Below are 26,640 nucleotides of genomic sequence, written 5' to 3' on the forward strand. Positions count from 1 at the left end.
CCTAAATTTTCTGGTTCTGGCGATATCAGACGCCGAGATAGGTATGGAGCTTGTCCATGTTGGCCGACAGCTCGGAATTCGCGAAGCCGTCGATCACCTTGCCGTGCTCGACAATGTAATAGCGGTCCGCAACGGTCGAGGCGAAACGGAAATTCTGTTCGACCAACAGGATGGTGAATCCCTGCGACTTCAGGCGCGCAATGGTGTGCCCGATCTGCTGGATGATGACCGGCGCCAACCCTTCGGTCGGCTCGTCCAGCATCAGGAAGCGCGCGCCGGTGCGCAGGATGCGCGCGATCGCCAGCATCTGCTGCTCGCCGCCCGAGAGCTTGGTGCCCTGGCTGGTGAGGCGCTCCTTCAGGTTGGGAAACAGCGTGAAGATCTGGTCGAGCGGCAGGCCGCCCGGCCGCACCACCGGCGGCAGCAGCAGGTTCTCGCGCACGTCGAGGCTGGCGAAAATGCCGCGCTCCTCGGGACAGAATGCGATGCCGAGCCGCGCGATCTTGTCCGAGGTAGCGCGGATGATTTCCTGATTGTCGAAGCGGATCGAGCCGGAGCGCTTGTTGATGACGCCCATCACCGACTTCAACGTGGTGGTCTTGCCGGCGCCGTTGCGGCCGAGCAGCGTCACCACCTCGCCGGCCTTCACGTTGAAATTGATCCCGTGAAGGATGTGGGATTCGCCGTACCAGGCCTGCAGATCCTTGACCGTCAGCACGTCGGCGCCGGCCGCAGCGACGGGCTTCTCCGCCAGTTTTGCCTCAGCCATGACCCGCTCCCAGATAGGCTTCCTTCACGCGCTCGTCCTTGGAGAGGTCGGCGTAGTTGCCCTCCGCCAGCACCTGCCCGCGCGTCAGCACGGTGATGATGTCGGAGAGGTTGGCCACCACCGAAAGGTTATGTTCGACCATCAGGATGGTGTATTTCGCGGAGATCCGCTTGATCAGCGCCGCGATCTTGTCGATGTCCTCGTGGCCCATACCGGCCATCGGCTCGTCGAGCAGCATCATCTCGGGGTCGAGCGCGAGCGTCGTTGCAATTTCAAGTGCGCGCTTGCGGCCGTACGGCATCTCCACCGCCGGCGTGTTGGCGAATTCGCTCAAGCCGACGTCGTTCAGGAGTTCGTGGGCGCGCGGATTGAAGCGGTCGAGCACGCTTTTCGAACGCCAGAAATCGAACGACGAACCGTGCTGCCGCTGCAGCGCCACGCGAACGTTCTCGAGCGCGGTCAGATGCGGAAATACCGCCGAAATCTGAAACGAACGGACCAGCCCGAGGCGCGCCACGTCGGCCGGCGGCATCGCGGTGATGTCGTGGCCCTTGTAGCGAATCTGGCCTGCCGACGGCTTCAGGAATTTGGTCAGCAGATTGAAACAAGTCGTCTTGCCGGCGCCGTTCGGCCCGATCAACGCATGGATACTGCCCCGACGCACTTTCAACGCGACGTCGCGAACGGCGAAGAAACCCGCGAATTCCTTGGTCAATCCGCTGGTTTCGAGGATGAACTCATCGGCCAAATAGATTCCCCCATACGCCATCGCTGCGAAGCCCCTCGCCCGCGTGGCCAGCTTTTTTCGTGTCCGACAGGCGTCCGATACGTCTTGGAAACCGTCCGGGGCCCGTCGCCTCCGGGCCGGAATATGCCGTCATCTGCGGCGGTTACGCAAGGTGGAAAGCTGTGCACTGCGGCATCCGCGTGACCGGTTCCGGTTGATCCTTAGTCGAATGGCATTTCGGCGCGCTTTGCGCCTCGGGAAAGCGGTCGTTAACGGTGTTTTGCTCCGGACTCCCGCTTTCATAGAATATTTGCGCCTCTCGCCGAAGCTCCGGCCATTGCATGATGAACGGCTAGAGCCTTGCATTTCGAGCGCGCCAATCCTTCAGTCGTCAAATCGATCCCGCAACGTGATTTCCCCGGCACGTGGCTGCGACTTTATGCCCGCAGCCAAACCATCCCGCAGATCGATGAACTTGTCTTTGGCCGCATCCCCTTTGCGCCTGAGTTCGGCTAGCCGATGCAATTCCGAAGCGCCGATCCATCGGTGGTCAAATCGATCACGCAGCGGGTGCTGCTGAACGCCTGGCTGCGCGCGCTGCGCCTGCCGGACGCGCTTCCCCTGTTGTGCGACTTCCATACCGAGGGCACCGCCGACGAGCGCGCCGACATGATGGGCTTTGACGTGGTCGGCAGTGGCGAGGCCGCCCGTTTCCTGATCACGCAGGAAGGCGCCAGGCTGACGACGGCCTATGGCAACGAGCACGTCGAGCCGCGGCTGCGCACCAACCGCTATCTCGATGACGCGATCGGCCCCGAGCGCTATGCCGGCGTGATCCTGTCCTATCGTGCTTGCCTCGCGCGCAAGCGTCCGACCTATACGGTTGCGGAGGTCACGGACGCCGACGGCAAGGACGTGTCCTATGAGCGGCTGCTGCTGCCGTTCGGACGCGGCGACAGCGTCGAGCACATCATCGGCTCCTACAAGGCGATCAGCATCGAAGGCGGCTTTCGGCTGCACAATCTGATGGGCGTGAAGGCCAAGTCGGTCCCGCTCGTCGCCATCAGGGCGGTGATCGACCGCAGGTTCGTGCCCGCGGATCGTCCGGCAAGTCAGGATTCAGTCGAGTTGATCTAGACGCGTCGCGTCACGCGAAGCGCTCACCCCATCACTGGAAGCGCCTCACCCCTTCTTGCGCGCCTTCGCTGGCACTTCCTTGGCGTAGATGTCCGGCTTGAAGCCGACCACGCGCTTCGGTCCGAGATCGAGCACCGGCCGCTTGATCATCGACGGCTGCTCGGCCATCAGCGCCAACGCCTTGCGCTCGTTCAACCCTTCCTTGTCGGCATCGGGCAGCTTCTTGAAGGTCGTGCCGGCGCGATTGAGCAGCGTCTCCCAGCCGACCTCGTCGCTCCACTGCTTGAGCTTGTCCTTGGCGATCCCGGCGGTCTTGTAGTCGTGGAAGTCGTAGGCGACGCCGTGATCGTCGAGCCAGCTGCGCGCCTTCTTCATGGTGTCGCAGTTCTTGATGCCGTAGATGGTGATGGTCAATGCCGTTCCCCGCATGCGATTGCGGCGGGGAAATTAGCCTCGCGGCAATCCCGGCGCCAGATCGGAGCCATCAGGTCTCCACACCGATATTGCCGGCATTCAATGCGCATAGTGCGTGAAGACGAAATCGTGATCGCTGGCATGGGCCTCGTGGCAGGCGAAACAGGTCTCGTGCTGGGCGGCATCGACCGGCTTGCCGTCGATGAAGCGGCCAAAGCCCCAGCCGCCGGTCGCGGCATATCTGGCGGAGTCCTTGACCATGACCTGCACGGTGGTCGCCGGCCCCGTGATGAAGGCGCCGTCGAGGCCTGCAACCGGCGTGCGCTTCCAGGCCAGCTTGACCAGCACGGTGCCGTCGGGGAAACGCACGGCGCCGCCCTGATAGGCCTTCACGGCGGTCGCGTTGCCGAGCACGCTGCGAAGCTCATCCAGCCCGGTCTCCTCGCCGACCGCGATCAGCTTCCAGTCGCGATAGCCGTCGGGGATTTTCACGCCGAAGATCGGCGATGCCAGTGCGGCGTCATCGGCATGTCCGACGGCAAACGGCAATGACGCGCTGATGCAGGCTGCCGCGATCGCGGCAGCTGCCCATTTCAAAACCTGCCTCATGATCCTCGATCCGCTCCGTCTCAGACCTTGCTGACGTCGATGATGGCCTGGACGAAGGCCTGCGGCGCTTCCTGCGGCAGATTGTGGCCGATGCCGCCGGTCAGAAGCCGATGCTCATAGTGGCCGGAGAACTTCTTGGCATAGGCCGCCGGCTCGGGATGCGGCGCGCCGTTGGCATCGCCCTCCATCGTGATGGTCGGGATCGCGATGACGGGCGCCTGGGCGAGCGTCTTCTCGAACGCGTCGTACTTCGCCTCGCCCTCGGCGAGACCAAGCCGCCAGCGGTAGTTGTGAATGACGATATCGACGTGATCGGGATTCTCGAAGGCCGCCGCGCTGCGGTCGTAGGTTGCGTCGTCGAACTTCCATTGCGGCGACGCGAGCTGCCAGATCAGCTTGGCAAAGTCATGCCGGTTCTTCGCATAGCCCTCGCGGCCGCGCTCGGTCGCGAAATAGAACTGGTACCACCATTGCAGCTCGGCCTTCGGCGGCAGCGGCATCTTGCCGGCCGCCTGGCTGCCGATCAGATAGCCGCTCACCGACACCATCGCCTTGCAGCGCTCGGGCCAGAGCACCGCCATGATGTTGGCGGTGCGCGCGCCCCAATCATAGCCGCCGAGCACGGCCTTCTCGATCTTCAACGCGTCCATCAGCGCGATGATGTCGGCTGAGACCGCGACCGGCTGGCCGCTGCGCATGGTGTCGCTGGAGAGGAAGCGCGTCGTGCCATAGCCGCGCAGATGCGGCACGATCACGCGGTAGCCGGCCTCGGCCAGCGCCGGCGCGACGTCGGCATAGCTGTGGATGTCGTAGGGCCAGCCGTGCAGCAGGACCACTGCGGGACCGGACGCAGGCCCCATCTCGACATAACCGGTATCAAGCACGCCGGCATTGATCTGCTTGACGGGACCGATCGAGGTGTGGGCGCCAGCCTTGATCGCAGGCAGCGCCGGCTTGGACTGCGCGCTGGCCGATCCGACGAAGCCGAGCCTGGAAGCAGCAAGGATCCCGCCGGCGATGCCAAGGAAGCGGCGGCGCTGCTGATTGATGGACTGCGACATGGCGATCTCCTTAAGTCTGGTGTCGGGATGGAATATTGCAGAGACCGCCCCCGTCCGCTTTCAGAGGACGTGGATTTGTCCTTCAGACCGTCGTGATTTTGGCTCCACGCCGCCTGTGCTAGGTTCCGCCACGCATTCAGCTGCCGGCCACCGGACCTTCCAATTTGACCTACTACTTCAATGACTTCACCCTCGATTCCGAACGCCGGGAACTGCGCCGTGGCGATGCTCTGGTGGCCGTCGAGCCGCAGGTCTTCGACCTCCTCGAATTCCTGATCCGCGCCCGCGATCGGGTGGTCAGCCGCGACGAGGTGCTGGCCGCCGTCTGGCACGGCCGGATCGTCTCGGAAGCGACGCTGAGCAGCCGGGTCAATGCGGCACGGACCGCGATCGGTGACAATGGCGAGGAGCAGCGGCTGATCCGCACCCTGCCCCGCAAGGGTCTCCGCTTTGTCGGCGATGTCAGGGAGGACACCGCGCACGATCGTCCGGTTGCAGACAATGCCAGCCCGCCGCGACCGAGCGAGGGCCCGTCGATCGCGGTGCTGCCCTTCACCAATATGAGCGGCGATCCCGAGCAGGATTATTTTGCAGATGGGATTGCCGAGGACATCACCACCGCGCTCGCGCGTTGCAGCCGCCTCACCGTGATCGCGCGCAACTCCGCCTTCACCTACAAGGGCAAGGCGGTCGACATCCGCCAGGTCGGACGCGATCTCGGCGTCGGCTATGTGCTCGAAGGCAGCGTCCGCCGCGGCGGCGATCGGCTGCGGATCACCGGGCAGCTGATCGACGCCGTCTCCGGCGCGCATCTGTGGGCCGACCGGTTCGATGGCGCAGCGACTGATGTGTTCGACCTGCAGGACCGCATCACCGAGAACGTAGTCGGCGCGATCGAGCCGACCCTGCTCGTCGCGGAAGCCGAGCGGGTACGCGCCGCGCCGCCGGACAGGCTCGACGCCTACGACCTGCTGCTGCGCGCCTACAGCCTGCGTTACGAGTTCACGCCCGAGAGCATCGAAGCGGCGCTCGATTGCCTCGACCAGGCGCTGGCGCTCGACCCCGCCTACGCGCCCGCGCTGGCGGCCTCCGCCTATTGTCATGCGATGCGCCATGTCCAGGGCTGGGTGAAGCCGAACGATGCCTACCGGGAACGCGCGGTCGCGCAAGCCTGGCGCGCGGTCGAACTGGCGCCCGGTGACCCGCAGGTGTTGTGGATGGCGGCATTCGCGATCTGGAACATGGCCGACGAGATCGAGCCCGCGCGCGACTTGTTCGAGCGCTCGCTGGCGATCAATCCGAACTCGGCGATGGCGCTGGTGCTCGGCGGCTGGATCGAGGCGATGCGCGGTAACCAGAAAGCCGGCCGCGCCATGATCGAGCGCGCGCAACGGCTGAACCCGCGCGACCCGCGCGGCTGGTTCGCCGCCGCGGCGCTGGCGATCTGCGCGGTGCTCGACCAGAATTTTGCCGAGGCGGTGATGTGGGCCGACAAGGCGCTGGCGCAGAACCGCCGCTTCGCGGTGGCGCTGCGCGTCCTGATCGTGGCGCTGGTGAAGACCGGCGACACCGCACGCGCGGCCCAGATCGCGCGCGAGCTGCTCAAGGTCGACCCGGAGTTCACGATCTCCGGCTTCCTGTCGCGGATCCCGTTCCCGGTGGAAGCGATGTCCGCGACTTATCGTGAGACGCTGAAGGCGGCCGGCGTCCCGGACTGACTCCGCTCTGGCGGCGCGACGTCATTCACCCGCTGGTCAGGCCAAAATACCTCCATCGACCACCAAGGCATGGCCGACCACAAAGCTTGCCGCCGAGCCGCATAACCATAGAACAGCCGCAGCGATTTCTTCAGGTTCGCCAAGGCGTCCGATCGGTTCGGCTGCTACGAACGCCTTGACGATCTCTGGATCGTTGTTCCTTGTTACCCGCTTCGCCATCGGAGTATTGCCGATAATGCCCGGGCAGACTGCGTTGATACGGATGCCCTTCCCGGCATAATCGAGTGCGGAGGCGCGGGTGAGACCTATCACCCCGAATTTGCTGGCGGAATAGGCGGCGCGCCCTTTGGAGCCCCTCATCCCGCCGATCGACGAGCAGTTGACGATTGCGCCGCTTCTTTGTGCGGTCATGTGGCGAAGCTCCGCCTTCATGCAGTTCCACACACCGCGCAGATTGACATCGATGATGTTGTCAAACTCGGCATCTTCCGTTTCAACCAATGGCGCAGCATCGCAGTTTATGCCCGCATTGTTGAAAGCTGCATCGAGCTTCCCGTAAGTCTCGATCGCCTGCTCGATCATTACGTTCACCTGGCCCCGATCCGTTACATCGCAGCCGATGGCAAGGACGTCATGACCCGCGGATCGCAGTTCCGCAGCGGCAGTTTCGAGCAACGCTGTGTTGCTGTCTGCAACGACCACGGACGCGCCTGCAACACCAAATGCCCTGGCTGTCGCCAGACCAATGCCACCAGCGGCGCCGGTAACAAGCGCAACCTTTCCTTCGAAGCTGTCTACCATTGCTGACCTTTCAAAACGCTGGATCTCGTCGAATAGGCGGCGCTGCTCAGAGTGACGGAATTGGCTTACTCAGCTTGCTCAGTGTCATCACCCGCGCATGCGGGTGATCCAGTATTCCAGAGACGCCGATTGTTGAGCCGAGAGGCTGCGGCGTTCTGGATCGCCCGGTCGAGTGCCGGGGATGACAGGTGTAGGGGACAAGGCTCTCTCCACTTGTCGTCCCTGCGAAAGCACTAGGGCATGCACATATTTGGTGCGGCGGATTGACTCGGGATGGAGACAGGGGATTCCAGAATCGGCGATCCGTGTGATTTCTATTGCGACGCTCCAGGTTGGACGGGGGTGTCGGGATGTTGTCACGAATTGACTGGACGTTAGGACGGTTCGGGGATCGTCGTCTCGATAAAGGGGGGCGGCGCTCGTCGAACGCATGGTTGCGGGCAAGACGGTCTGCCTGCGGCGGCTTTCCAGGGGTGATCGTGCGCTGGAGGTGCGGTTCAACCGCTTTCTCGGCCACGACAAGGTGACGGCGGAGCGGATCATCGAAAGCTGGGGCGACAGCACGGTTGCCGCGGTAGAGGGCCGCCACGTGCTGGCAATCCAGGACACCAGCGAGATTCACTTCAACACCACGCCGCAACGCCGGCGCGGGCTTGGAGAGATCGGCAGAGGCAATAACTTCGGCGTGCTGCTGCATCCGCTGCTGGTCGTGGATGCCGACGATGGCAGCTGTCTTGGACTTTTGAGTGGGCAGGTATGGACGCGCCAGGGGCGTCGCACCACGACGCACGACGCACGTGACTTGTCTGACAAGGAATCGCAACGCTGGATATCCACCGCCATTGCGGCCAAGCCGCTGCTCACCGCTGCCGGAACGGTGACGGTCCTCGGTGATCGCGAGAGCGATATCTTTGCCCTTTATGCCAGCTCGGCCGAGCAGCACTTCCATGTCATCGCGCGCAGCATGCATGATCGCAAGCTTGCCGACCGCACCGGCCTGTATGAGGCCACCGACGCCATGCCTGTGGTGGATCGGAGGGCGATCCAACTGCCTGCGCGCGCGGCGCGACCGGCACGTCAGGCCCATCTCGAACTCCGCTTTGGCGCAATCGAGCTTGCCCGCCCGCCGAGCAAGTCCCTGCGCCATTTGCCGAAAAGCTTGCCGCTGGCGATGGTCGACGTGTGCGAGATCAATGCCGGGCCCAGCGCAGAGCCGCTGCACTGGCGTCTTATCACCTCTCACGAGATCGCCACCGTCGACGACGCCTGGCGTATCGTCGAATGGTACAAGCAGCGCTGGATCATCGAGCAGTTCTTCCGCGTCCTGAAGACGCAAGGCCTCAAGCTCGAAGACAGCCAGATCGGAACCGCCGATCGTCTCCTCAAACTGGTCGCTATCGCCGCCAAGGCAGCCGTCATCACCATCCAGCTTCTGCAAGCGCGCGATGGCGGTCAGCAGCCCATTCGCGTTGCCTTCAACGACAACGAGATCAACGCGCTTGCCGCCCTCAACCGGCAACTCGAGGCCAGGAGCAAGCGGCTGAAAAACCCACATCCGCCCGACAGCCTCACCTGGGCAGCCTGGATCATCGGCCGCCTTGGCGGTTGGGACGGCTACCCGTCGTCTAAACCTCCAGGCCCCATCACCTTCAAAAATGGCCTCGAATACTTCCTGGCCGTCGCAGCAGGATGGAGCCTCAGAGATATGTGCATGCCCTAGTGCGAAAGCAGGGACGACGGTGAGGATGAGTCGCAATTCAAGATGTCACACCCGCGGTGTCATCGCCCGGCCGGGCGACGACAACGGTGGGTGAGGACAAAGCTTCGCATCCTCTCAGAGTCCGTCCGCAGTGTGCCTTCGGGAGCGACGCGACGGCGTCCGCGTCACATCGGCTGAGGCGTCGATCATTTCGTCTTTGCGCTGAGCCCTCAACTCACCTTCGATACTGCTCATCGGAGACCTTCTCCATCCAATCCACGTTCTTGCCATTCACTGATTCCTGGATGGCGATATGCGTCATTGCGGTGGTAGTCGAAGCGCCGTGCCAGTGCTTCAACCCGGGCGGAAACCACACGACGTCGCCTGGACGGACCTCCTCGACGGGCCCGCCCTCGCGCTGCACCCAGCCGAGCCCCGCCGTGATGATCAGCGTTTGCCCGAGCGGATGCGTGTGCCAGGCGGTCCGGGCGCCGGGCTCGAACGTGACTTGGCCGGCGCCGACGCGTGCGGGATCCGGAGCTTGGAACAGAGGGTCGATGCGGACCGATCCGGTGAACCAGTCCGCGGATCCCTTGGCGGCGGGACGAGAGCCGTTTCGTTTGATGTCGATATCCATATCCGAACTCCTTCGCTGCACGTTCGAGATTTCCGCGCCGGCGCTCGTCGCGGCAAATGCAGCAAACCCGGCACTGGCGACGACGACTTGTCGACGTGAGTACGACATTGCTAGCGGGGCCTTTTCTCGATGACTTCCTTGACCACCGCTGCGGCCGAAAACGCGTTGGGCCAACCCGCATAGAAAGCAAGATGGCCGACGACCTCTCCGGCCTCCTCTTTCGTCAACCCGTTGTCCATCGCCCGGTTCAAATGATAGGTGATCTGGGCGACCTGGCCGGTCGCGACCAAGGCGCTCACGGTGACCAGGCTCCTGTCCCGCGGCGCGAGTCCCGGCCTCAGCCAGAGGTCTCGGAACAGCACATCGGTCGTGTACTGCACAAGGCTGGGCGTGATCTGTCCGAATTGCTGCCCGACGCGCGTGGCCCGCTGCGACTCCGCCGCCCCGTCCAGCGGAAGTTGTGGTCCGGAAGCCGGCGGCAGTTGATCGGCTCCGATATTGCGGCTCTTGAACACGTCCCTTGTTGCCGGAACGGCGTCGATGGCGTTGGCCCAGCCGGTATAGAATGCAAGATGCGTGATGATCTCCGAGATCTCGGCGGGCTTCACACTGCTGTCGAGCGCGACATTGAGATAGTACGGCAGTTCGACCGTCTGATCGCGCGCGATCAGAGCGGCGACGGTAACGATGCTCCTGTCGCGCGCCGACAGTCCCGGGCGCTTCCACAGATCGCCGAGCACGACGCCTTTGGCATATTTTTCGAGGACGGGCGCGACGGCGCGGATGTCTTCTGTCGTAGGCATGACCTTGGTTCCTTCCATCCTGGTCGCCGCCGTCCGGGCAGAGGCCTGTGCCACCAGGCAAAGCGCAATGGCGACCGTCGCGAGGGCTCTCATTGGAAACTCCTTCTTGTTGAACGTGCCCTCGCCCGGCTGAATCCGTGCAAAATGCCTAGGATCGGCATACCCCGCGGTATGGTCCTCAGTGCGCGGTGAAGCCGCCGTCGACCGGCAGGCCCACGCCGATGACAAAACTTGCGGCCGGACTGCATAGCCACAACACGGCGGCTGCGACCTCCTCGGCGCGGCCGAGGCGGCCGATTGGCTGCTGCTTCATGATTTCGGCCATCGCGTCGGCCTGGCCTTTGAGCATGTCGGCGACCATCGGCGTATCGATTGTGCCGGGGCAGACCGCGTTGATGCGGATGCCGCGCGGGGCATATTCGACACCCGCGCTCTTGGTCATTCCGAGCACGGCGTGTTTGGTGCCGTGATAGGCTGCGCGTTGCGGGAGGCCGACGAGACCGCCCAAAGAAGAGCAATTGACGATCGCGCCGCTCCCTTGATCGCGCATCACGCGCAGCTGATGCTTCATGCAGGCCCAGACCCCGCGCTGGTTTACCGCGGTGACGCGCTCGAAATGCTCGATCGGCTCCTCGGCGGCGTCCGATGGCGGCACTTGGATGCCGGCGTTGTTGAACGCCATGTCGAGCCGTCCGTATTCTGCGACCGCGCGATCGACCATCGCCGCCACCTGCGCCTCGTCGGCGACGTCGCAGGCCAAACCGATTGCGGTGCCGCCGTCTCGGACGATCCGCTCGGCCTCATCAGCGGCGAGATCGCCGTCCAGGTCGGCCAGCACGACGGAGGCGCCGCTCTCGGCGAACATCCGCGCCGTTGCCAGTCCCATGCCCTTGGCGGCACCGGTGACCAGGGCCACCTGTCCTTTGAAGTCATAGACCGGGTTCATTCAGCTCCTCATTTCATCTTGCAGGATCATTCGATCCGTTCGGTTGTCACTTCGCCGGTCCCGGGATTCGTTTGAGCCCCTTCGATATGAAGGCTCCTGCTCGACTGGTCCGCTGTGAGAGAGTGGAGGTTCAGCCTCCGCCGCGATTGTTCGTCGGCCGGACACCAAACGCGCCGCGACCGCTCTCGCTACGAGTGCCACGGAAGACATTCCTTGCCGCCACGGATCCCAACGACCAGGCTGAACCTAGGTCTTTCGCGCGCCAAAGATTAGGTGATAAAAACTGATTGGAATCATTAGTGGAGGTTATGAATGAACCGCGAGAACGCAGGCGACCTCCTCGCATTTCTGGCGGTCGCAAGGGAACGCAGCTTCACCGGCGCGGGGGCCAAGCTCGGTATTTCGCAATCCGCTCTCAGCCAGACCGTCCGCGGTCTGGAGGAACGGCTCGGGGTGAGGCTGCTCAACCGCACCACGCGAAGTGTTGCGCCGACCCCGGCGGGAGAGCGCCTGCTCCGGAGCATCGGGCCGAAATTTGAGGAAATGGACGCCGAGTTGTCGGCCCTTGGCGAGCTGCGGGAGAAACCGGCCGGCAACATCCGGATCACCGCGACCGAACACGCCGCCGAAGCGATCCTGCTGCCCGCCCTGGCGAAGATCCTGCCGAATTACCCGGACATCAGCGTGGAAGTGATTGTCGACTATGGCCTCGCGAACATCGTTGCGCAGCGATACGACGCCGGCATCCGACCTGGCGAACTCGTGGCCAAAGACATGATTGCCGTTCGAGTCGGACCGGATTTGCGGTCCGCGGTCGTCGGCGCTCCGTCATATTTTGCCAGCCGAAAGAGGCCGCGCACGCCCCAAGATCTGACCAGCCACAACTGCCTGAACCTGCGCCTGCCGACCCATGGCGGGCTCTACGCTTGGGAATTTGAGAAGGACGGCCGTGCGCTCAACGTGCGGGTCGACGGCCAGCTCGTCTTCAACGGCGCAGGACCGCTCTTGCAAGCGGCGTTGAACGGCTTTGGCCTCGCATACCTGATGGAGCGTAACGTGCAGCCCTACGTCTCCGACGGACGGCTCGTTCGGGTACTGTCGGATTGGTGTCCTCCATTTTCCGGATACCACCTGTACTACCCTAGCCGTCGTCAACCTTCACCGGCATTCTCGCTGCTGGTTGAAGCTCTTCGGTATCGAGGGAAGTAGGCGGCACTTCTGCTTGTGGGCCTTCGCCGATCTCGCGAGATGACCGCTTTTCCGCCGCTGTGGGGGTTAAGCGGGGATCAGGCGCCAGCCGCTTATCAGTACACGGCCCAGGCAGTAGGCTTGTAAGCGCGGAGCCACAGCCGGATTGAAGCAAGCATTACAATCCCGGTGATCTCGCCGCCCAAGCCTTGGTGGCCTGGCAGCTTTCCATCGCTCGCGCGTAGGCAGGGCGTGCCGTCGTGCGGGCGAGATAGTCCCGCTCGGTAGGACCGGGGACGTAGTTGCCGGTTCGCATGCCGAGCAGGAGGGCGTAGCTCACCGAGATATCGGCAGCAGTGAATCGGTCGCCGGCGAGATAGGGGCAATCCGCGAGACGGCGGATAACCAACCCCAGCCGGCTCTCGAAGGTCTCGAATGCCCAACAAGTAACCCGGGCGTCTCGCTCGGCTGCGGGCGCCAGTTGGCGACCGACAATGACGGCGTTCATCGGCCCGGCGAGCCCGGCCTCGCCCAAGTGGAGAAATTGCAGATAGGAAGCGAAGGCGGGATCGTCCGGAGCGACGGCAAGCGAACCTGAGCCGTGGCGGGCGAGCAGGTACTCAAGAATCGCGATCGATTCGACCATGATCGTCTCGCCGTCCTGCAGTGCAGGAATGAAGCCGGCGGGGTTGATCGCGAGGAAATCGCGATCAACCCCGCCGGCTGCGAGCAGATCGACCGGGCGCAGCCGATAAGCCAATCCCAATTCCTCGAGCAGCCAGACAACACGGAAGCCACGACCTTCGCCATAGACGGTGAGCATAGTTAAGCATTCCTGGATTGGGCTGGATGACCGAACTCGCAGAGGCAAGCCAGCGGCGCAACGGACGATCGATGACGCATCATACACTCAAGGCTTGGCGCATAGTTGTCATCCTACCGTGCGGGCGCTTCCACCTTACGAGTTCACGACCTGGGCTGCGGCCGCGAACAAGGCGCGTTCCCTCTCCCGCCTGCGACGTGGAAGCGTCGGTTGCAGAAGCCCGCAAATGCCATATGCGAAAGCCGTGGGACGAGCGGACGCCTGCGCAATTTCGGAATATTAGAAGAATATCCCTGAGTTGCCCGACGTGTCAAGTTGCTTGGTCGAACGCCGGCTGCCACCGGCTGCGTTGCATGGGGTTGTTTTCGATATTTTGGCAGCGCCCCCTGCGACGGCCCCATAACTTCATATTGCTCTAGCCTGAGCCGCCCGGCTCGAGCGCTTCGCCGAGCTCGAGCGGATGCGCCATCGTCTCGTGCAGCGCCTGCTTGTCGAGCTCGCCTTCCGACAGGCTGATCACGACGCAGGCGACGCCGTTGCCGATCAGGTTGGTGAGCGCGCGGCACTCGCTCATGAACTTGTCGATGCCGACCAGGATCGCGATCGACTGGATCGGAATGTCGGGCACGATCGACAGCGTCGCGGCGAGCGTGATGAAGCCGGCGCCGGTGACGCCGGACGCGCCTTTCGAGGTGATCATGGCAATGCCCAAAATGCCGAGCTCCTGCCAGATCGTCAGATGCGTGTTGGTGGCCTGCGCCAGGAACAGCGTCGCCAGCGTCATGTAGATGTTGGTGCCGTCGAGATTGAAGCTGTAGCCGGTCGGCACCACGAGGCCGACCACCGAGCGCGAGGCGCCGAGATGCTCCATCTTCTGGATCATCTGCGGCAGCACCGTCTCCGACGACGACGTGCCGAGCACGATCAGGAGCTCGTCCTTGATATAGGCGATGAAGCGGATGATCGAGAAGCCGGCGAGCCGTGCGATGGCGCCCAGCACGATCAGCACGAACAGGATGCTGGTGAGATAGAAGGTCGCGATCAGCGCTGCCAGATTCAACAGCGAGCCGAGGCCGTAGGCGCCGACCGTGAAGGCCATCGCGCCGAATGCGCCGAGCGGCGCGACGCGGACGATGATCCGGATGATCCCGAAGAACATCTTGGCGGCCGTGTCGATCGCGGACGCAATAGGCTCGCCGACCTTGCCCATGAGAGCGATGGCGAAGCCCGAGAGAATCGAGATCAGCAGCACCTGCAACAGGTCGCCGCGCGCGACCGCGCCGAGATAGCTGTCCGGAATGATCGCCATCAGATGGGCAACGATGCCCTGCTCTTTGGCCTGCGTGACGTAGTTGGAGACCGATTTCGGATCGATCGTGGAAGGATCGATATTGAAGCCGTGGCCGGGCTGCAGCAATTCGCCGACCAGAAGACCGACCGCAAGCGCCACCGTCGACACCGCCTCGAAATAGATCAGCGTCTTCAACCCGACCCGGCCGACGCGCTTGAGATCGCCCATCGAGGAGATGCCGTGCACCACGGTGCAGAAGATGACCGGCGCGATCATCATCTTGATCAGCGCGATGAAGCCGTCGCCCAGCGGCTTCAGCTCCTTGCCGAGATTCGGATAGAAATATCCGATCAGGACACCTGCCACGATCGCGATCAGCACCTGGACGTAGAGGATCTTGTACCAGGGCTGATGACGGGGATGGGCAACGGGCTTGATCGCGGCTGTGGTCATGAGATGCCCCGGCTGGGATGAACTCAACTGGTGATGCCATCTTGGCGGACCCGCGCGCAAGCGACAATGCCCATTCGCGCCGTCGCGAGCGCACACGAATCTGTCATAGACTGCGGCCGGCTCGCATCGGGAGGCTGGGAATGGAATTCACGGCATTGTTTCTCGCCATCACCATCGCCATGCTGGTGGCCTGGCGTGGCCCGCGTCCCGTCGCGATCGGCCTGTTCGCGGTGATCCTGATCGCCTGCGTCGCGACCTTGCTGCATCACGCCACCGACCGTCTGACCTTGTCGTTCTGAGGCCGGCCATGAACGACACGCAGGCCGTCACCCTCAATGCCGTCGCGCTCTATGGGCTGGCGCTGGTGCTGGCCGCCGCCTTTGCCGCGCAGCTGCTCCTCCACGAGCTGCCCTGCCCGCTCTGTCTGTTGCAGCGCATCCTGTTCGCCCTGCTGGCGATCGGGCCGATCATCAATATCCGCTTCGGGCCGCGGCCGAGTCATTATGCGTTGTCGCTGCTGACAGCCGTCCTCGGCGCCACGGTCTCGACCCGGCAAGTGCTGCTGCACATCCTCCCCGGCGATGCCGGCTACGGTTCGGCGCTGCTCGGCTATCACTATTATACGTGGGCGCTGATCGGCTTCGTCGCCGCGATCGTGCTGCTCGCGGCGATGCTGCTGTTCGACCGCCAGTTCGAGCACCGCGCGGCGCCGGGCAGTTCGCCCGGCAGGTTCGCGCAAGGCGCGGTGTGGCTGGTGATCGGGCTGACCGCACTGAATGTGCTATCCACCCTGCTCGAGTGTGGCTTTGCCGCCTGTGCCGACAATCCCGTCGTCTATGAGCTGCTGACGTCGGCGCGTTAGGGGCGCTTCGGAATATTCAAGCCGCGCTCTACCGCCGGCCGCTTGAGACCGCGCTCCAGCCAGGCCGCGACCTGCGTGAACTGGTCGAATTCGACGAGCTCGCGCGCGCCGTAGAAGCCGATCAGATTGCGTACCCAGCCGAGCATCGAGATGTCGGCGATGCTGTATTCATCGTCCATGAACCACTGCCGTCCTGCGAGATGCGTCTCCATCACGCGGAGCAGGCGCTTCGACTCAGCGACGTAGCGCTGCAGCGGCCGCTTGTCCTCGTAATCCTTGCCGGCGAATTTGTGGAAGAACCCGACCTGGCCGAACATCGGTCCGATGCCGCCCATCTGGAAATGTACCCACTGGATCGCCTGATAACGGCGCGCCGCGTCCACCGGCAACAGCTTGCCGGTCTTGTCGGCGAGATATTGCAGGATGGCGCCGGATTCGAACAATGGCAGCGGCTTGCCCCCCGGACCGTTGGGATCGAGGATCGCCGGGATCTTGCCGTTCGGGTTCAGCGACAGGAACTCCGGCGTCTTCTGGTCATCCTTGTTGAAGTCGACGAGATGGACCTCGTAAGGCAGCCCGATCTCCTCGAGCATGATCGAGACCTTCACGCCGTTCGGCGTCGGCAGCGAATAGAGCTGCAGGCGGTCCGGATGCTGGGCGGGCCAGCGCTTTGTGATGGAAAAGGCAGACAAGTCGGTCATGTCGACATTCTTTGCACGGTTGTTGCTTTGCAGGGTTGTTGTTGGATCGCTAATGTACGGAGCTCAGTGAAAGCCGCAAGGTCTGCAACCGGCCATGAACGATCAACAGACAGGCGCAACGACAGGCGCAACGCTCGGCCTCTCCGATGACGAACTTGCAACGCACCCGACCGTGTTCGCGGCCGATGCGCTCGCCGGTCAGGTGGTCGTGGTGTCCGGCGGCGCCGGCGGCATCGGCCGCGCCATCGCATGGCTGTTCGCCCGGCTCGGCGCGCATGTCGTGATCGCCGGCCGCAATGCCGGCAGGCTCGACGCACTGGTCGATCATCTCGTCCATCGCGGGCTCAAGGCGTCCGCGCATGTCGCCGACATCAAGGATCCCGACGCGGTCAACGCGATGTTCGAGGCGCTGTGGATCGAGCACGGCCGCGTCGATCATCTCGTCAACAGCGCCGGCGGCCAGTTCCCGCAACCTGCGATCGACGTCTCGATCAAGGGCTGGAATGCGGTCATCAACACCAACCTCAACGGCACCTGGTACATGATGCAGGCCGCGGCGCAGCGCTGGCGCGACCGCAAGCATCCCGGCAGCATCGTCAACATCGTCGTGGTCACGACGCACGGCCTCTACGGCATTGCGCACTCGATCGCGGCCCGCTCCGGTGTGATCGGCCTGTCGCGCGCGCTCGCGGTCGAATGGGCGCCGCTGAACATCCGCATCAACTGCATCGCGCCCGGCGCGATCGAGACCGAGGGCTGGAACGTTTACAGCGAAGCGGCGCGCGCCGCCTATCCGCGCTCCAACCCGATGATGCGCCCGGGCACCCCCTGGGACATTGCCGAGGCCGCCGTCTACCTCGCCGCGCCCTCCGGCAAGTTCATCACCGGCGAGATGCTGACCGTCGACGGCGGCGGCCAGCATTGGGGCGAGACCTGGACGACCGGCAAGCCCGACTATTTCAGAGGCAGCGAATAGCGCACGCATGCCGGTCGCCTGACGCGCTTGCGTCACTTGCCGTCGTCGAAGCTGACGATGACGGCAGCGTTCGCGATCAGGATCGGGTCATTGCCGAGATCAGACGGAATCTCGAGCCCACCCACGATCGCCTTCACGGTCTTGGTGCCATAGGGCAATTCCTTCGCGACCGCTTCGGTATCGACATCTTCGGGATTCGGCACGGCGATCGTGACGTCGACGAACATGTCGTTGGCGGTCTTGCCGAGCATGCGGAAGAAGCCGAGGCTGGAATGACGGATGGCGTCCGAGACGGCCCGCTTGGCGGCCTTGGTGGCGTCGCGGCCGTGGACGTCGACGCCCATGCCCATTTCGGTGATACAGCGCACGCGTGTCATGAAGGTTCCTGTTGTCGTTGGCGTGAGAGACCTTCATTCCTTCGGCCCCTGCGCGCGCGGCGTCAAGCCGGGTCCCTCGCCTCGCTTACGCTGTTGTGATCGCCGCGCGCCAGCATCCACGCCGCGAGACCGGCAAGGATCGCCGCAGCCACCACCATGACGCAGGCCGCGCGCCAGCCCCATGCCGAGACCACAGCGCCGACCGCGATCGGACCGGTGACCTGGCCGAAATTGCTGCCCGTCATCAACAGGCCCATCATCACCGGCACCATCGCCGCCGATCGCGCTGCCGCAGGTGCGGTTGCCAGCAACGTCGCCGGGATCAGGCCGCCGATCGCGGAGAACAAAAGGCACAGCCAGAATGCGCCCCAGCCGCCGAGCACCGGCAGGAAGATTCCGAGCGCGGACGCGCCCATCACGAATGCCGCCACGGCGATCAGCAGGTTGCGGCTGACGCCGCGCGCAAGCAGATGACCGGCGGCGAGATTGCCGACGATGTTGCCGGCCGCGGCCAACGCACTGAGCCCGCCGGCGCCTTGGCTGGACACGCCGAGCCGCTCGGTCAGCAGGATCGGCAGGAAGCTGAACAGCGCAAAGAACATCAGGCTGTAGAGCGCAAACAGCACCATCAGAAGCGCCGGCGTGCGGCGCTGTGCCAGCGCGGTGGCTTCCTGCATCAGGCCGCTCCGCGCCGGGCCGGTCCGCGATGCCACTTCAGGCACAATGACGCCGGCGAGCACGAACAGCAGGGCGACAAAGGCAGCACTGGCCCACCAGATCGTGCGCCAGCCATCGAAGATCGGACCGGCGACAAGCGCCAGCGCGATCCCGAACGGCATCACGCAGCTCCACACCGCCATGGTGACGTCACGCGCGCTGACATCGACGACACGATCGAGCAATGCAGGGGCCGCGACCATCACCAGCAGGAAGCCGAGCCCTTCCAGCAGGCGCGATGCCAACAGCACGGCGAGCTGTGGCGCGAGCGCGCCCGAGGCTGCCCCCAGCGTGACGGCCGCGAGCCCGCACAGCAGCACCTTGCGCGCACCAACCGCGGCAATCACCACGCCCGCCGGCACGCTGCCGACAAGGCCCAGGACCGCAAAGATGCCGGCAATCGTTCCGACCGCGGCAAGGTCGATGCCGAGGCTCTGTTGCAGCATCGAGGCGGCAATCGGAACCTTACCGACCTGCAGCGCCGCGCCGATCCCGCAACCGATCACGATGGCGACCGTGGCCCATCGCTTCGCCTCGCTCTGCTGCATCACGGCCGTCTCGATCGTCATGCGTCCACTCCGCCCCTCGCTCACGGCACAGAGATAGCGTTTCCCGACCATCGACAGGAGTGATAAGTTTTGCATCCGATTGATCGATTTCATAGATCATGCTCGATAACCTGACGCTCGATCAGATCCGCACCTTTGTCGCCATCGCCGAGAGCGGCAGCTTTCGCGCCGCCGCGACCAAACTGGCGCGGGTGCAATCCGCGGTCAGCCATGCCATCGCCAACCTCGAGACCGAACTCGGGCTCACGCTGTTCGACCGCTCCGGCCATCGCCCGGCGCTGACGGCCGAAGGCAAGGCACTGCTGGGCAACGCGCGGGACCTGCTGCTCCGTGTCGATGCGATGCGGGCGCGGGCGCGCGGCCTGGGCGACGGGGTGGAATCGGAACTCTCGCTCGTCGTCGATACGCTGTTTCCGATCGCCGCCGTCGGCGCGGCGCTGACGGAAATGCGGGCGGCCTATCCGTCCGTCAGCGTGCGGCTCGCGGTCGAACCGATGGGCGGTCCGATCGCTGGCTTGACCGAACGGCGCAGCGCGCTCGCGGTTACGGTCGGCGAGGATTTTCGCGATCCCCGCCTCGCGCTCGATGCGATCTGCGCGGTGCAGATCGTCGCCATCGCCTCCGCCGGCCATCCGCTCGCGCGCCGCGGCCGCAAGAGCGTGGCTGATCTCGCCGATCATCTGCAGATCGTGCTGTCGGATCCGACCCCGCTGTCGGAGGGCCGCAGCTTCGGCGTGCTCTCGCCGCAGATTTGCCGGGTGAGCAATCAGGACACCAAGCACGCCATGATCCTGGCCGGGCTCGGCTGGGGCCGGCTGCCGCTCTGGCAGGTGGCGCGCGACCTGAAGGAGCGCCGCCTGGTGCGGGTCGAAACCGGCGCGCTCGGCCGCAACGCCGCGCTTGCGATGGAGGCCTATCTCGCCCACCGGCTCGATGAACCGCTGGGACCTGCGGCACGTGCATTTGCCGATGCATTGACGCGGATCGCTGCGGGCGCGCATACGGCGAAGATCAGGGCGAAGACGGCGAAGAAATACTGAGCCGCAGCGATCGCTCGCCCGGCCCTATGGCGGCCGACCGCAAGCGCCTCAGTCCTCGATCTCGCCGCTGCGGATCGCAAGCCGGATGGCCTGCGCTGTCGTGGCGACGCCGAGCCGAAGCCGCGCGCGCCGCAAATGGTTCTCGACCGTGCGTTCCGACAGGCCCAGCGATGCCGCGATGTCGGCCTGGCGCCGTCCGGCGGAGATCCAGCGCAGCACCTCGCGCTCGCGCGGCGACAGGCTCGACGCACCGTTCGGCTCGTGCGCTTCCATCAGCCCGCGGGCGGCGCGGAAGGCCGCCGCGCCGATCATCGTCAGCGCCGCACGCGTTCGCGGCGACGCATCGATCCGCGTTCCGGCGAAGCTCATCGCGCCTTCGAGGCCGGTGCGCCCGAACACCGGAACCTGCAGCCCATGGAAACCGGGCCCGCGCGGCGTGCGCACCACGCGATACTTCTCGCCGCGCGCCGACATCACCTTGGTCCAAAAAAACGCCTGGTCCACATCGAGGAAATTGCGCGTCACCGGACAATGCCGGACATAGGTTTCGGCATCGACGGTCACGCCTTTGCCGAACCAGTCGCCTTCGACCCAGTAGATCCGGTCAACCAGGTCCTCACGTGCCGGCGACGCCGAGAACATCACGAACCGGTCGTAGCCGAGCGGCACGCTCGCCGACCGCACCGCCGCCTGGATCGCGGGCAAGCTCTCGCTGCCCTCGATCGCAACCACGGCTTCGATGTAGCGGTCCATGCGGTGCCATCGTGTCGTGCGGAAGGCCGGTCGCGCGCGGCCGAGCGCGTTGAGGATTTTCCCTCAAGCGAGGTCGGCCTGCAAGGCGCGCGACATTGGCCCGCCACCGGCGGCGGGGCGCGGTTCACCCCGCCCGCAGGTTGAGCCGCCGCCCGCTCAGCGCCCGCCGAGCGTATCGAGCAGAGCCTTTGCGGCTGCCTTGCCGACATTATTGGCGGCGAAGGGGCTGTCACCGGTGATCAGCTTGCGATCCTGATGGGTCTTGCCGGTGATGTCCTTGTTCAGGATCTCAACCCCGAGCGCCTGCAACTGTTCGCCGAACGCCCAGGTCAGCGCGCCCGGCATGTAGCCGATATCGGGCGTGGTCCGATCGATGGCGTCGGGAAATGCGCAGATCTTGTAGCCCTTGAAGGGATAGTCGCCCTTGGCTTCGCCGACCGCGGACGCCAGCAGCGCTGCCGGGCCATGGCAAAGCGAGATGATGTGCTTGTCGTTGTCGAGCGCCCATTTCAGGGCGGCCTTCACGTCGGTGCTTTCGGGCAAGCCGATCAGCGCACCATGGCCGCCGGGAATGAACACCGCGATATAGTCGGAATCCTTGCCGAGTTTTTTTTCGATCACGTCGGAGAGCTTCAGCGGCTGCTTCAGCCTGGCGAGATATTTCTGGTAGATGCTCTTGACCGCGTCGTCCTCCTTCGGAAACGCCCAGAGCTCGAATTTGACCGGATTGCCCGACACGGTCGCGATATCGAATTCGAAGCCCGCCTTGTCGAGGTGATACATCGGCAACAAGGTCTCGACGGGATGGTTGCCGGTCGAGAACATCGTGCCGTTCTGCAACAGCAGATAGCGCTCGTCCGCGGCGATCATCAGAATTTTCCAGCGGCCGCCCCTGTAGGCGTTGGGATAGTCTGCGCCGGAGAGATCCGACTTGGCCGAGGTGAATTGCCCAAGCGAGTAAGGCGACGGAAAGTAAGCATTGTTCTCCGCCGGATCGGGTACGGGACGCTTGTCCTGGGATTGCTCGGACATCGAGATATCCTCTCTCATCGTGTTGCGATCCGGCAAAGGTAAGCACGAGATCCGCGATGAGGAATGAGGGATTTCCCTCAACCCACTTTGCCGCGCATCCCTACCCCTGCTTCTGCAACACCGTGATGTGCAGGCGGCGGCGAATCTCCATGCCTTGGCGGCGATAGAGCGCGATCGCCGAGACATTGCTGGTGAAGACGTGCAGGAATGGAATTTCGCCGCGCGCCACGATCTGGCGGGCGACCGCCGACAGCAGCGCCTGCGCGTAGCCACGGCCGCGATGCTCCGGATGCACGCAGACGGCGGTCATCTCGGTGTAGTTCCCCGGCTTCATCCGTTCGCCGGTCATCGCGACCAGTTCGCCATTGATGCGGATGCCGAGAAAGCTGCCGAGCTCATGCGTCCGCACACTGAACGGGCCGGGCTTTGTCAGCTCCGTCAACGCCATCATCGCAGGAACATCGGTAGCGCCGAGCGTGACGATCTCGACGCCGGGCGCAGAATGGTCCGCGGGCACGCCGATCATCTGCTCGCCGGTCTCGGCCAGCAGCACCTTGAACTGCGGCGGCACCGGGACAGGATCAGGCGTGAACAGCACCGCGATGTCTGGTCCCGACAGCAGCGCACCGAGCGCGGCAAAGCTCTTTGGCGACATGTCGACCATGTCGGCGAAGGGTGCGATCGCGAGCGGAAAGCGTCTTGCATCGGCGCCGCCTTCTGCCAGCTCGCGTTGTCTCGTGGTCAGCGTGCTCCAGATCGGGCGATCGAGCGGATGAATGGGCGGGACTTCGGACATGCGGCGCTTCGCTCCTGATTTTCCTCGAACAGAGCAAGAAGCGCCGGCAAAATCCAGCATGGCATGGTGTGGTTGCGGCTCACAATCACGACAGCCGGCGATCAAGCGATACCGTCCACCGGGTCAGGCCACCTTCAGGCAGAGCTCGGTGCCGCCCTTGAGCGGCAGCGTGATCGACACGAAGCCGTTGTCGGGATCGCGCACGAACTCCAGGAAATCCGCCTCGGCATTGTCGTTCATGACGTAGCCGCCGACGCGAAGCTGCGGCGCGACGATCTCGACCACCTGGCGCGCCAGCGTCGGCCCCTTGTCGCCCGGCCAGCCGTCGATCAGGATGAAGTCAACGGGACCACCGAGATCGCGCAGCGTCTTGCGCGCATCGCCCTCGCGGATGTCGGCGTAGTCGGCAAGGCCGGCCTCCGCAAGATTGCGCTTCGCCGCTGCGACCTTGGCCGGAACGATCTCCGACCCGATCACGGTGCCGCCGCCATTGTCGCGCATCGCGGCGGCGAAATAGAGCGTCGACATTCCGACCGAGGTCGCGAACTCGGCGACGCGCTGGGCGCGCAGGCCGCGGCACAACAGATAGATCAGCTCGCCCTGCTCCGGGTGGATCGAGAATCCCTGCTCGGCATAGTCGTGCGGGTCGCGGCTGCCGCTCTGCATCGGATTGCCGCGCACGGGCGCCCGGCGGGTGGCCTGCAGACGCTCGATGACGGCGGTGACGCGAGCATCACGGATCGCGCTGTGCGGTTCGGCGTTGTACATGAAAGGTCTCCTTTGCTGCGACGGCGTCATTGCTGCAGGATCTCAGCGGCCGCGCGGTCCAGAATCTTTGCGATCCGCCGCGCCTCGGCGGCATCGCAGCCGCGCTTCTGGCGCAGCGCACTCTTCAGCGCGTGACGGGCGCGGTGCACCTCGTCGGACGCTTCGCCATCGAGATCGCTCACGCCGGCGAAGGCTTCGCGCACCTCCTCCATGCGGCGGCCGATCCGCGACAGCGCCTCGAGAATGGTATCCGCGGTCGTGCGGTTCTCGCCGAGATACGCCCTGCCCTGCTCGGTGATGCTGTAGAGCTTGCGCGCCGCGTCCTGGGTGACGCTGGCATGGCCGATCTCCTCGAGGAATGTCAGCGCCGGATAGATCACGCCCGGGCTCGGGCTGTAGAAGCCGTCCGACCGCTCCTCGATCCTCTTGATCAGCTCGTAGCCGTGCGCCGGCTGCTCGCCGAGCAGCGCTAGGATGACCAGTTGCAGGTCCTGCGACGAGAGCCGCCGCGATCCCGGAAAATCACCGCCGCCGCCTCGCCCGAAGAAGCCATGACCGCCGCGGCCAAAGCGGTGGCCGCCCCTGCCGTGCCGGCCCATGGCGAAAAACCCAAACCGGAAGCCGTCGTCGTCCCGGTCGCGAAACATCGATCGTCTCATTTGTACGTTCCTTACTGAAAACATATCTTACGATATATCTACAGATGGAACGACGGCAACCCACGTTTTCGTGAGACGTCGGGGACGAAGCGGCGGCTGGTGCTGGCCGAGGGCTGGCCGGCCCAGTCCGAGGCTTGTCGACCTCGATGCTGCTGGCCTATGGCTTTGAACGCCTTCCAGCCCTGCGACTCATGCGCCCCAAGACCTTCGAAGCCCATTGCCTGCGCCTGCCCGCCGCCACCAAAGTGGTGCAATGGGAAGGCACGTCGGTGTTCAAGGTCGGCGGCAAGATGTTCGCGCTGGCCGGCGGCTACATCGAGAGCACCGGTGGCTTCATGTTCAAGACCTCGAACATGGCCTATCAGCTGCTGATCGAGCAGGGCCTGGCGCGGCCGGCACCGTATCTCGCGCGCGCCAAATGGGTGCAGTTGATGGCGAACGACTCCCTGCCCGACGCTGAGCTCAAGGCCTATCTCGACCAGGCGCATGCGCTCATCGTCGAAAAGTTGACGCGGAAGTCGCGCAAGGCGCTCGGGCTCGACTGATCGGCCAAGCTGCGACGCTATTCAGCCACCCAGCGGCTTGTCGGAATCGCCCGACAGCAATTTCGGAAACAGCTCCTTGAAGGCGAACTTGTCGTCGCCCTTGGCGCGGTCGAAGCGCAGCACGACGTCGAACCGGCTGCCCTCCCATTTGGTCGGCGGGGTGCCCTTGCTGACCGGGATCAGCGGAAGGATATCGGAGATGATCGCCTTGTGCTCCCAGCACAGCAGCACGACGCCCTTCAGCGCCAGCACCGCAGGCACCAGCCTCGGCTCATCGCCCTTGCCAAAGCTTTCGTTCGGGGTCAGGCCGCGCCGTGCGGCAAGCGCCGAGATCGTCTCGGCCGGACGGCTCGACGGCGGCTGATTGGCCGTGGTGCCCGGTGTCGCGGCATAGATTGCATCGGGCTTGGCATAGTCACCGCCGGTGAGATCGGTGCCGAACAGCGCGGTCCACGCGCCCGCACGCTCCCACCCACGGAGCACAAGCGACTCGGTGTCGGAGACGCCATCCGCGGTGAAACCGGGTCCCGGCCAGGAATCGCCCGGCTTCTCGGCATGACGGATGATGAAGAGCGTGAGCGCGTCCATGGGCGGCCTCTCGGGAGAAGATGTGTGGCAGGATCCGGCGTCGGCGACGTCGATCCTATCCGCGATACAGCCTCCGGTTGATGAACCGCATCACAGTTTGCGAAAACTCGCGCGGTACTGCGCGGGGGACACGCCGAGCCGCTCGCTGAACACGATCCGCATCCGGTCGGCCGAGCCGAAGCCGCAGTCGAAAGCAACCGCCTTCAGCGGCCGGTCTGAGCCCTCGAGCAGCCGGCGCGCGGCGTCGACCCGCGCCCGCTCGACGAATTCGTGCGGCGTGATGTCGGTCTCCTGCGCAAAGGCGCGGCCGAAATTGCGCACGCTCATGCCGACGGCTTCCGCCAGCGACTGCAGCGTGTGGCGCTCGCCGACATGCTGCATGACATGCGCCTGCGCGCGCGCAATCGGCGAATCCTCATCGACCGGCGCGGTGAGATAGGGACTGAATTGCGACTGCCCGCCCTGGCGCTGCGCCACCACGACCAGGCGCTTGGCCACCGCGACAGCAACCTGCGGCCCGTGCCGCTCGGCGACCAGCGCGAGCCCGAGATCGATCCCTGCGGTCACGCCGGCCGAGGTCATCAGATGTCCATCGCGAATGTAGATGCGGTCGAAGATCACCTCGGCCGCGGGAAAGCGCGCCGCCAGCCGCTGCGCGTTCTGCCAATGCGTCGTCACCTTGTGGCCGTCGAGCAGCCCGGCATGGCCGAGCGCGAAGGCGCCGGTGCAGATCGAACCATAGAGCTCGGCGCGCGCGGGCGCCCCACGCAGCCACTGTGTCAGTTCGGGATCCGGCGCGGCGTCGGGCAATGCCGGCCCGCCCGCCACCAGCAGGATATCGAACCTCTCCTGTGCCTCGGCGAAGCTGAGATCGGCCGATATCTTCATGCCGTTCGACGCGCGCAGCGGTTCGCAGCCGGCGCCAACCAGCACCGTCTCATAGCCATTCCCCGCGGGCACAAAGCCGTTCGTTTCTGCGAACACGTCGACGGGACCCGCGACATCGAGCGCCTGCACCCCTTCGTGAATCGCGATCGCGACTCTCTGAACCGCCATGCCTTCTCCCTGCCCGCTGGCGCGAAACGACGTCTGGTTGGCCCGATCCGGCGGCGCGCGATCGTTGCGGGATCAGGCCAAAGCGGGCGACAAACGCACCACGGATCGCGCCACCCGGCGATCCG

The 26,640-nt window shown here is 64.6% G+C and carries 31 protein-coding genes; 10 read left to right on the forward strand and 21 right to left on the reverse strand.

Annotated features, from left to right (window positions below; all coding sequences use genetic code 11):
• Positions 1-25: 25 nt before the first annotated feature.
• Entirely contained in the window at positions 26-769 is a 744-nt protein-coding gene (locus tag J6525_RS00325; RefSeq protein WP_076831885.1) for an ABC transporter ATP-binding protein, read from the reverse strand.
• Positions 762-1,517, reverse strand: coding sequence for an ABC transporter ATP-binding protein (locus tag J6525_RS00330; RefSeq protein ID WP_016839877.1), 756 nt, complete (start codon positions 1,515-1,517; stop codon positions 762-764). The genes J6525_RS00325 and J6525_RS00330 overlap by 8 nt, the downstream gene beginning before the upstream one ends.
• Before the next feature lie 339 nt (positions 1,518-1,856).
• On the opposite strand from J6525_RS00330, the gene J6525_RS00335 reads away from it, so the two are divergent.
• The gene (locus J6525_RS00335; RefSeq protein WP_225641123.1) at positions 1,857-2,012 is read left to right on the forward strand and encodes a hypothetical protein; all 156 of its coding nucleotides are present in this window, start codon (positions 1,857-1,859) and stop codon (positions 2,010-2,012) included.
• A 3-nt stretch (positions 2,013-2,015) separates the two neighbouring features.
• Positions 2,016-2,633, forward strand: coding sequence for a hypothetical protein (locus J6525_RS00340; RefSeq protein ID WP_225641125.1), 618 nt, complete (start codon positions 2,016-2,018; stop codon positions 2,631-2,633).
• A gap of 45 nt (positions 2,634-2,678) precedes the next feature.
• On the opposite strand, the gene J6525_RS00345 is transcribed toward J6525_RS00340, so the two are convergent.
• The 3 genes from J6525_RS00345 to J6525_RS00355 form a co-directional block, all read right to left on the reverse strand.
• On the reverse strand, positions 2,679-3,047 hold the full coding sequence (locus J6525_RS00345; protein ID WP_225641127.1) for an ArsC family reductase: 369 nt from the start codon (positions 3,045-3,047) through the stop codon (positions 2,679-2,681).
• Between the two features lie 99 nt (positions 3,048-3,146).
• Positions 3,147-3,656 carry a cytochrome P460 family protein gene (locus tag J6525_RS00350; protein ID WP_225641129.1) on the reverse strand — a complete coding sequence of 170 codons (510 nt, stop codon included), beginning with the start codon at positions 3,654-3,656 and terminating at the stop codon, positions 3,147-3,149.
• A 20-nt stretch (positions 3,657-3,676) separates the two neighbouring features.
• The gene (locus J6525_RS00355) at positions 3,677-4,717 is read right to left on the reverse strand and encodes an alpha/beta fold hydrolase (protein ID WP_225641131.1); all 1,041 of its coding nucleotides are present in this window, start codon (positions 4,715-4,717) and stop codon (positions 3,677-3,679) included.
• 164 nt (positions 4,718-4,881) lie between these two features.
• On the opposite strand from J6525_RS00355, the gene J6525_RS00360 reads away from it, so the two are divergent.
• Positions 4,882-6,435, forward strand: a complete 1,554-nt coding sequence (locus J6525_RS00360; RefSeq protein ID WP_225641133.1) for a winged helix-turn-helix domain-containing tetratricopeptide repeat protein — start codon at positions 4,882-4,884, stop codon at positions 6,433-6,435.
• Between the two features lie 36 nt (positions 6,436-6,471).
• Here the strand turns inward: J6525_RS00360 and J6525_RS00365 are convergent, their stop codons facing one another.
• Positions 6,472-7,236 (reverse strand): SDR family NAD(P)-dependent oxidoreductase, encoded by a 765-nt coding sequence (locus J6525_RS00365; protein ID WP_225641136.1) that lies wholly within the window; start codon positions 7,234-7,236, stop codon positions 6,472-6,474.
• Positions 7,237-7,666: 430 nt separating this feature from the next.
• On the opposite strand from J6525_RS00365, the gene J6525_RS00370 reads away from it, so the two are divergent.
• Positions 7,667-8,956, forward strand: coding sequence for an IS4 family transposase (locus J6525_RS00370; protein ID WP_225641139.1), 1,290 nt, complete (start codon positions 7,667-7,669; stop codon positions 8,954-8,956).
• Between the two features lie 214 nt (positions 8,957-9,170).
• Here J6525_RS00370 and J6525_RS00375 read toward each other — a convergent pair whose 3' ends face one another.
• The 3 genes from J6525_RS00375 to J6525_RS00385 all read right to left on the reverse strand — a co-directional run bounded on the left by J6525_RS00375 (position 9,171) and on the right by J6525_RS00385 (position 11,321).
• A complete protein-coding gene (locus J6525_RS00375) occupies positions 9,171-9,566 on the reverse strand; it encodes a (R)-mandelonitrile lyase (RefSeq protein ID WP_092088330.1) in 396 nt (131 codons plus the stop codon).
• Between the two features lie 116 nt (positions 9,567-9,682).
• Complete coding sequence (locus tag J6525_RS00380; RefSeq protein WP_225641142.1) at positions 9,683-10,468, reverse strand: carboxymuconolactone decarboxylase family protein; 786 nt, start codon at positions 10,466-10,468, stop codon at positions 9,683-9,685.
• 85 nt (positions 10,469-10,553) lie between these two features.
• The gene (locus J6525_RS00385; protein WP_225641144.1) at positions 10,554-11,321 is read right to left on the reverse strand and encodes an SDR family oxidoreductase; all 768 of its coding nucleotides are present in this window, start codon (positions 11,319-11,321) and stop codon (positions 10,554-10,556) included.
• A 312-nt stretch (positions 11,322-11,633) separates the two neighbouring features.
• Here J6525_RS00385 and J6525_RS00390 point away from each other — a divergent pair, with 312 nt between their 5' ends.
• Positions 11,634-12,530 (forward strand): LysR family transcriptional regulator, encoded by an 897-nt coding sequence (locus J6525_RS00390; RefSeq protein ID WP_225641146.1) that lies wholly within the window; start codon positions 11,634-11,636, stop codon positions 12,528-12,530.
• 157 nt (positions 12,531-12,687) lie between these two features.
• Here J6525_RS00390 and J6525_RS00395 read toward each other — a convergent pair whose 3' ends face one another.
• Positions 12,688-13,332 carry a glutathione S-transferase family protein gene (locus J6525_RS00395; RefSeq protein ID WP_225641149.1) on the reverse strand — a complete coding sequence of 215 codons (645 nt, stop codon included), beginning with the start codon at positions 13,330-13,332 and terminating at the stop codon, positions 12,688-12,690.
• A 415-nt stretch (positions 13,333-13,747) separates the two neighbouring features.
• Complete coding sequence (locus J6525_RS00400) at positions 13,748-15,076, reverse strand: dicarboxylate/amino acid:cation symporter (RefSeq protein WP_076831866.1); 1,329 nt, start codon at positions 15,074-15,076, stop codon at positions 13,748-13,750.
• A gap of 140 nt (positions 15,077-15,216) precedes the next feature.
• On the opposite strand from J6525_RS00400, the gene J6525_RS00405 reads away from it, so the two are divergent.
• Together J6525_RS00405 and J6525_RS00410 are read left to right on the forward strand one after the other, a co-directional pair.
• Positions 15,217-15,375 (forward strand): DUF5993 family protein, encoded by a 159-nt coding sequence (locus tag J6525_RS00405; protein ID WP_016842788.1) that lies wholly within the window; start codon positions 15,217-15,219, stop codon positions 15,373-15,375.
• 8 nt (positions 15,376-15,383) lie between these two features.
• Positions 15,384-15,938 carry a disulfide bond formation protein B gene (locus J6525_RS00410; protein ID WP_225641151.1) on the forward strand — a complete coding sequence of 185 codons (555 nt, stop codon included), beginning with the start codon at positions 15,384-15,386 and terminating at the stop codon, positions 15,936-15,938.
• On the opposite strand, the gene J6525_RS00415 is transcribed toward J6525_RS00410, so the two are convergent.
• Complete coding sequence (locus tag J6525_RS00415) at positions 15,935-16,639, reverse strand: glutathione S-transferase family protein (protein ID WP_225641165.1); 705 nt, start codon at positions 16,637-16,639, stop codon at positions 15,935-15,937. The genes J6525_RS00410 and J6525_RS00415 overlap by 4 nt on opposite strands.
• A 94-nt stretch (positions 16,640-16,733) precedes the next feature.
• Here J6525_RS00415 and J6525_RS00420 point away from each other — a divergent pair, with 94 nt between their 5' ends.
• Positions 16,734-17,615 (forward strand): SDR family oxidoreductase, encoded by an 882-nt coding sequence (locus tag J6525_RS00420; RefSeq protein WP_225641167.1) that lies wholly within the window; start codon positions 16,734-16,736, stop codon positions 17,613-17,615.
• A gap of 32 nt (positions 17,616-17,647) precedes the next feature.
• On the opposite strand, the gene J6525_RS00425 is transcribed toward J6525_RS00420, so the two are convergent.
• Complete coding sequence (locus tag J6525_RS00425) at positions 17,648-17,992, reverse strand: Lin0512 family protein (RefSeq protein WP_225641169.1); 345 nt, start codon at positions 17,990-17,992, stop codon at positions 17,648-17,650.
• A gap of 62 nt (positions 17,993-18,054) precedes the next feature.
• Positions 18,055-19,278 carry an MFS transporter gene (locus J6525_RS00430; RefSeq protein WP_225641171.1) on the reverse strand — a complete coding sequence of 408 codons (1,224 nt, stop codon included), beginning with the start codon at positions 19,276-19,278 and terminating at the stop codon, positions 18,055-18,057.
• A 98-nt stretch (positions 19,279-19,376) separates the two neighbouring features.
• Here J6525_RS00430 and J6525_RS00435 point away from each other — a divergent pair, with 98 nt between their 5' ends.
• Positions 19,377-20,318, forward strand: a complete 942-nt coding sequence (locus J6525_RS00435) for a LysR family transcriptional regulator (RefSeq protein WP_225641173.1) — start codon at positions 19,377-19,379, stop codon at positions 20,316-20,318.
• 48 nt (positions 20,319-20,366) lie between these two features.
• On the opposite strand, the gene J6525_RS00440 is transcribed toward J6525_RS00435, so the two are convergent.
• The 5 genes from J6525_RS00440 to J6525_RS00460 form a co-directional block, all read right to left on the reverse strand.
• Positions 20,367-21,071 carry a PA1136 family autoinducer-binding transcriptional regulator gene (locus tag J6525_RS00440; RefSeq protein ID WP_225641175.1) on the reverse strand — a complete coding sequence of 235 codons (705 nt, stop codon included), beginning with the start codon at positions 21,069-21,071 and terminating at the stop codon, positions 20,367-20,369.
• A gap of 156 nt (positions 21,072-21,227) precedes the next feature.
• Entirely contained in the window at positions 21,228-22,103 is an 876-nt protein-coding gene (gene hchA / locus J6525_RS00445; protein ID WP_225641178.1) for a glyoxalase III HchA, read from the reverse strand.
• A 100-nt stretch (positions 22,104-22,203) separates the two neighbouring features.
• Positions 22,204-22,899 (reverse strand): GNAT family N-acetyltransferase, encoded by a 696-nt coding sequence (locus J6525_RS00450; protein WP_225641180.1) that lies wholly within the window; start codon positions 22,897-22,899, stop codon positions 22,204-22,206.
• A gap of 123 nt (positions 22,900-23,022) precedes the next feature.
• Complete coding sequence (locus tag J6525_RS00455) at positions 23,023-23,667, reverse strand: O-methyltransferase (protein ID WP_225641182.1); 645 nt, start codon at positions 23,665-23,667, stop codon at positions 23,023-23,025.
• A 26-nt stretch (positions 23,668-23,693) separates the two neighbouring features.
• Positions 23,694-24,326: a PadR family transcriptional regulator gene (locus J6525_RS00460; RefSeq protein ID WP_225641185.1), complete on the reverse strand. Its 633-nt coding sequence runs from the start codon at positions 24,324-24,326 to the stop codon at positions 23,694-23,696.
• Positions 24,327-24,517: 191 nt separating this feature from the next.
• Here J6525_RS00460 and J6525_RS00465 point away from each other — a divergent pair, with 191 nt between their 5' ends.
• Positions 24,518-24,871 carry an MmcQ/YjbR family DNA-binding protein gene (locus tag J6525_RS00465; protein ID WP_018271231.1) on the forward strand — a complete coding sequence of 118 codons (354 nt, stop codon included), beginning with the start codon at positions 24,518-24,520 and terminating at the stop codon, positions 24,869-24,871.
• 21 nt (positions 24,872-24,892) lie between these two features.
• Here the strand turns inward: J6525_RS00465 and J6525_RS00470 are convergent, their stop codons facing one another.
• Together J6525_RS00470 and J6525_RS00475 are read right to left on the reverse strand one after the other, a co-directional pair.
• A complete protein-coding gene (locus tag J6525_RS00470; protein ID WP_018271230.1) occupies positions 24,893-25,459 on the reverse strand; it encodes a hypothetical protein in 567 nt (188 codons plus the stop codon).
• 90 nt (positions 25,460-25,549) lie between these two features.
• Positions 25,550-26,515 (reverse strand): GlxA family transcriptional regulator, encoded by a 966-nt coding sequence (locus tag J6525_RS00475; protein WP_225641187.1) that lies wholly within the window; start codon positions 26,513-26,515, stop codon positions 25,550-25,552.
• Positions 26,516-26,640 lie beyond the last annotated feature (125 nt).

It is taken from the genome of Bradyrhizobium australafricanum, from assembly GCF_020329495.1.
Lineage (GTDB): Bacteria > Pseudomonadota > Alphaproteobacteria > Rhizobiales > Xanthobacteraceae > Bradyrhizobium > Bradyrhizobium australafricanum.

Coding starts and splice junctions, on each gene's coding strand:
- J6525_RS00370 (WP_225641139.1), top strand. CDS start 7,667: ATGGTTGCGGGCAAGACGGTCTGCCTGCGGCGGCTTTCCAGGGGTGAT.
- J6525_RS00455 (WP_225641182.1), bottom strand. CDS start 23,667: ATGTACAACGCCGAACCGCACAGCGCGATCCGTGATGCTCGCGTCACC.
- J6525_RS00470 (WP_018271230.1), bottom strand. CDS start 25,459: ATGGACGCGCTCACGCTCTTCATCATCCGTCATGCCGAGAAGCCGGGC.
- J6525_RS00385 (WP_225641144.1), bottom strand. CDS start 11,321: ATGAACCCGGTCTATGACTTCAAAGGACAGGTGGCCCTGGTCACCGGT.
- J6525_RS00410 (WP_225641151.1), top strand. CDS start 15,384: ATGAACGACACGCAGGCCGTCACCCTCAATGCCGTCGCGCTCTATGGG.
- J6525_RS00390 (WP_225641146.1), top strand. CDS start 11,634: ATGAACCGCGAGAACGCAGGCGACCTCCTCGCATTTCTGGCGGTCGCA.
- J6525_RS00425 (WP_225641169.1), bottom strand. CDS start 17,992: ATGACACGCGTGCGCTGTATCACCGAAATGGGCATGGGCGTCGACGTC.
- J6525_RS00355 (WP_225641131.1), bottom strand. CDS start 4,717: ATGTCGCAGTCCATCAATCAGCAGCGCCGCCGCTTCCTTGGCATCGCC.
- J6525_RS00380 (WP_225641142.1), bottom strand. CDS start 10,468: ATGAGAGCCCTCGCGACGGTCGCCATTGCGCTTTGCCTGGTGGCACAG.
- J6525_RS00365 (WP_225641136.1), bottom strand. CDS start 7,236: ATGGTAGACAGCTTCGAAGGAAAGGTTGCGCTTGTTACCGGCGCCGCT.
- J6525_RS00395 (WP_225641149.1), bottom strand. CDS start 13,332: ATGCTCACCGTCTATGGCGAAGGTCGTGGCTTCCGTGTTGTCTGGCTG.
- J6525_RS00340 (WP_225641125.1), top strand. CDS start 2,016: ATGCAATTCCGAAGCGCCGATCCATCGGTGGTCAAATCGATCACGCAG.
- J6525_RS00430 (WP_225641171.1), bottom strand. CDS start 19,278: ATGACGATCGAGACGGCCGTGATGCAGCAGAGCGAGGCGAAGCGATGG.
- J6525_RS00400 (WP_076831866.1), bottom strand. CDS start 15,076: ATGACCACAGCCGCGATCAAGCCCGTTGCCCATCCCCGTCATCAGCCC.
- J6525_RS00325 (WP_076831885.1), bottom strand. CDS start 769: ATGGCTGAGGCAAAACTGGCGGAGAAGCCCGTCGCTGCGGCCGGCGCC.
- J6525_RS00475 (WP_225641187.1), bottom strand. CDS start 26,515: ATGGCGGTTCAGAGAGTCGCGATCGCGATTCACGAAGGGGTGCAGGCG.
- J6525_RS00440 (WP_225641175.1), bottom strand. CDS start 21,071: ATGGACCGCTACATCGAAGCCGTGGTTGCGATCGAGGGCAGCGAGAGC.
- J6525_RS00465 (WP_018271231.1), top strand. CDS start 24,518: ATGCGCCCCAAGACCTTCGAAGCCCATTGCCTGCGCCTGCCCGCCGCC.
- hchA (WP_225641178.1), bottom strand. CDS start 22,103: ATGTCCGAGCAATCCCAGGACAAGCGTCCCGTACCCGATCCGGCGGAG.
- J6525_RS00420 (WP_225641167.1), top strand. CDS start 16,734: ATGAACGATCAACAGACAGGCGCAACGACAGGCGCAACGCTCGGCCTC.
- J6525_RS00435 (WP_225641173.1), top strand. CDS start 19,377: ATGCTCGATAACCTGACGCTCGATCAGATCCGCACCTTTGTCGCCATC.
- J6525_RS00415 (WP_225641165.1), bottom strand. CDS start 16,639: ATGACCGACTTGTCTGCCTTTTCCATCACAAAGCGCTGGCCCGCCCAG.
- J6525_RS00460 (WP_225641185.1), bottom strand. CDS start 24,326: ATGAGACGATCGATGTTTCGCGACCGGGACGACGACGGCTTCCGGTTT.
- J6525_RS00450 (WP_225641180.1), bottom strand. CDS start 22,899: ATGTCCGAAGTCCCGCCCATTCATCCGCTCGATCGCCCGATCTGGAGC.
- J6525_RS00350 (WP_225641129.1), bottom strand. CDS start 3,656: ATGAGGCAGGTTTTGAAATGGGCAGCTGCCGCGATCGCGGCAGCCTGC.
- J6525_RS00405 (WP_016842788.1), top strand. CDS start 15,217: ATGGAATTCACGGCATTGTTTCTCGCCATCACCATCGCCATGCTGGTG.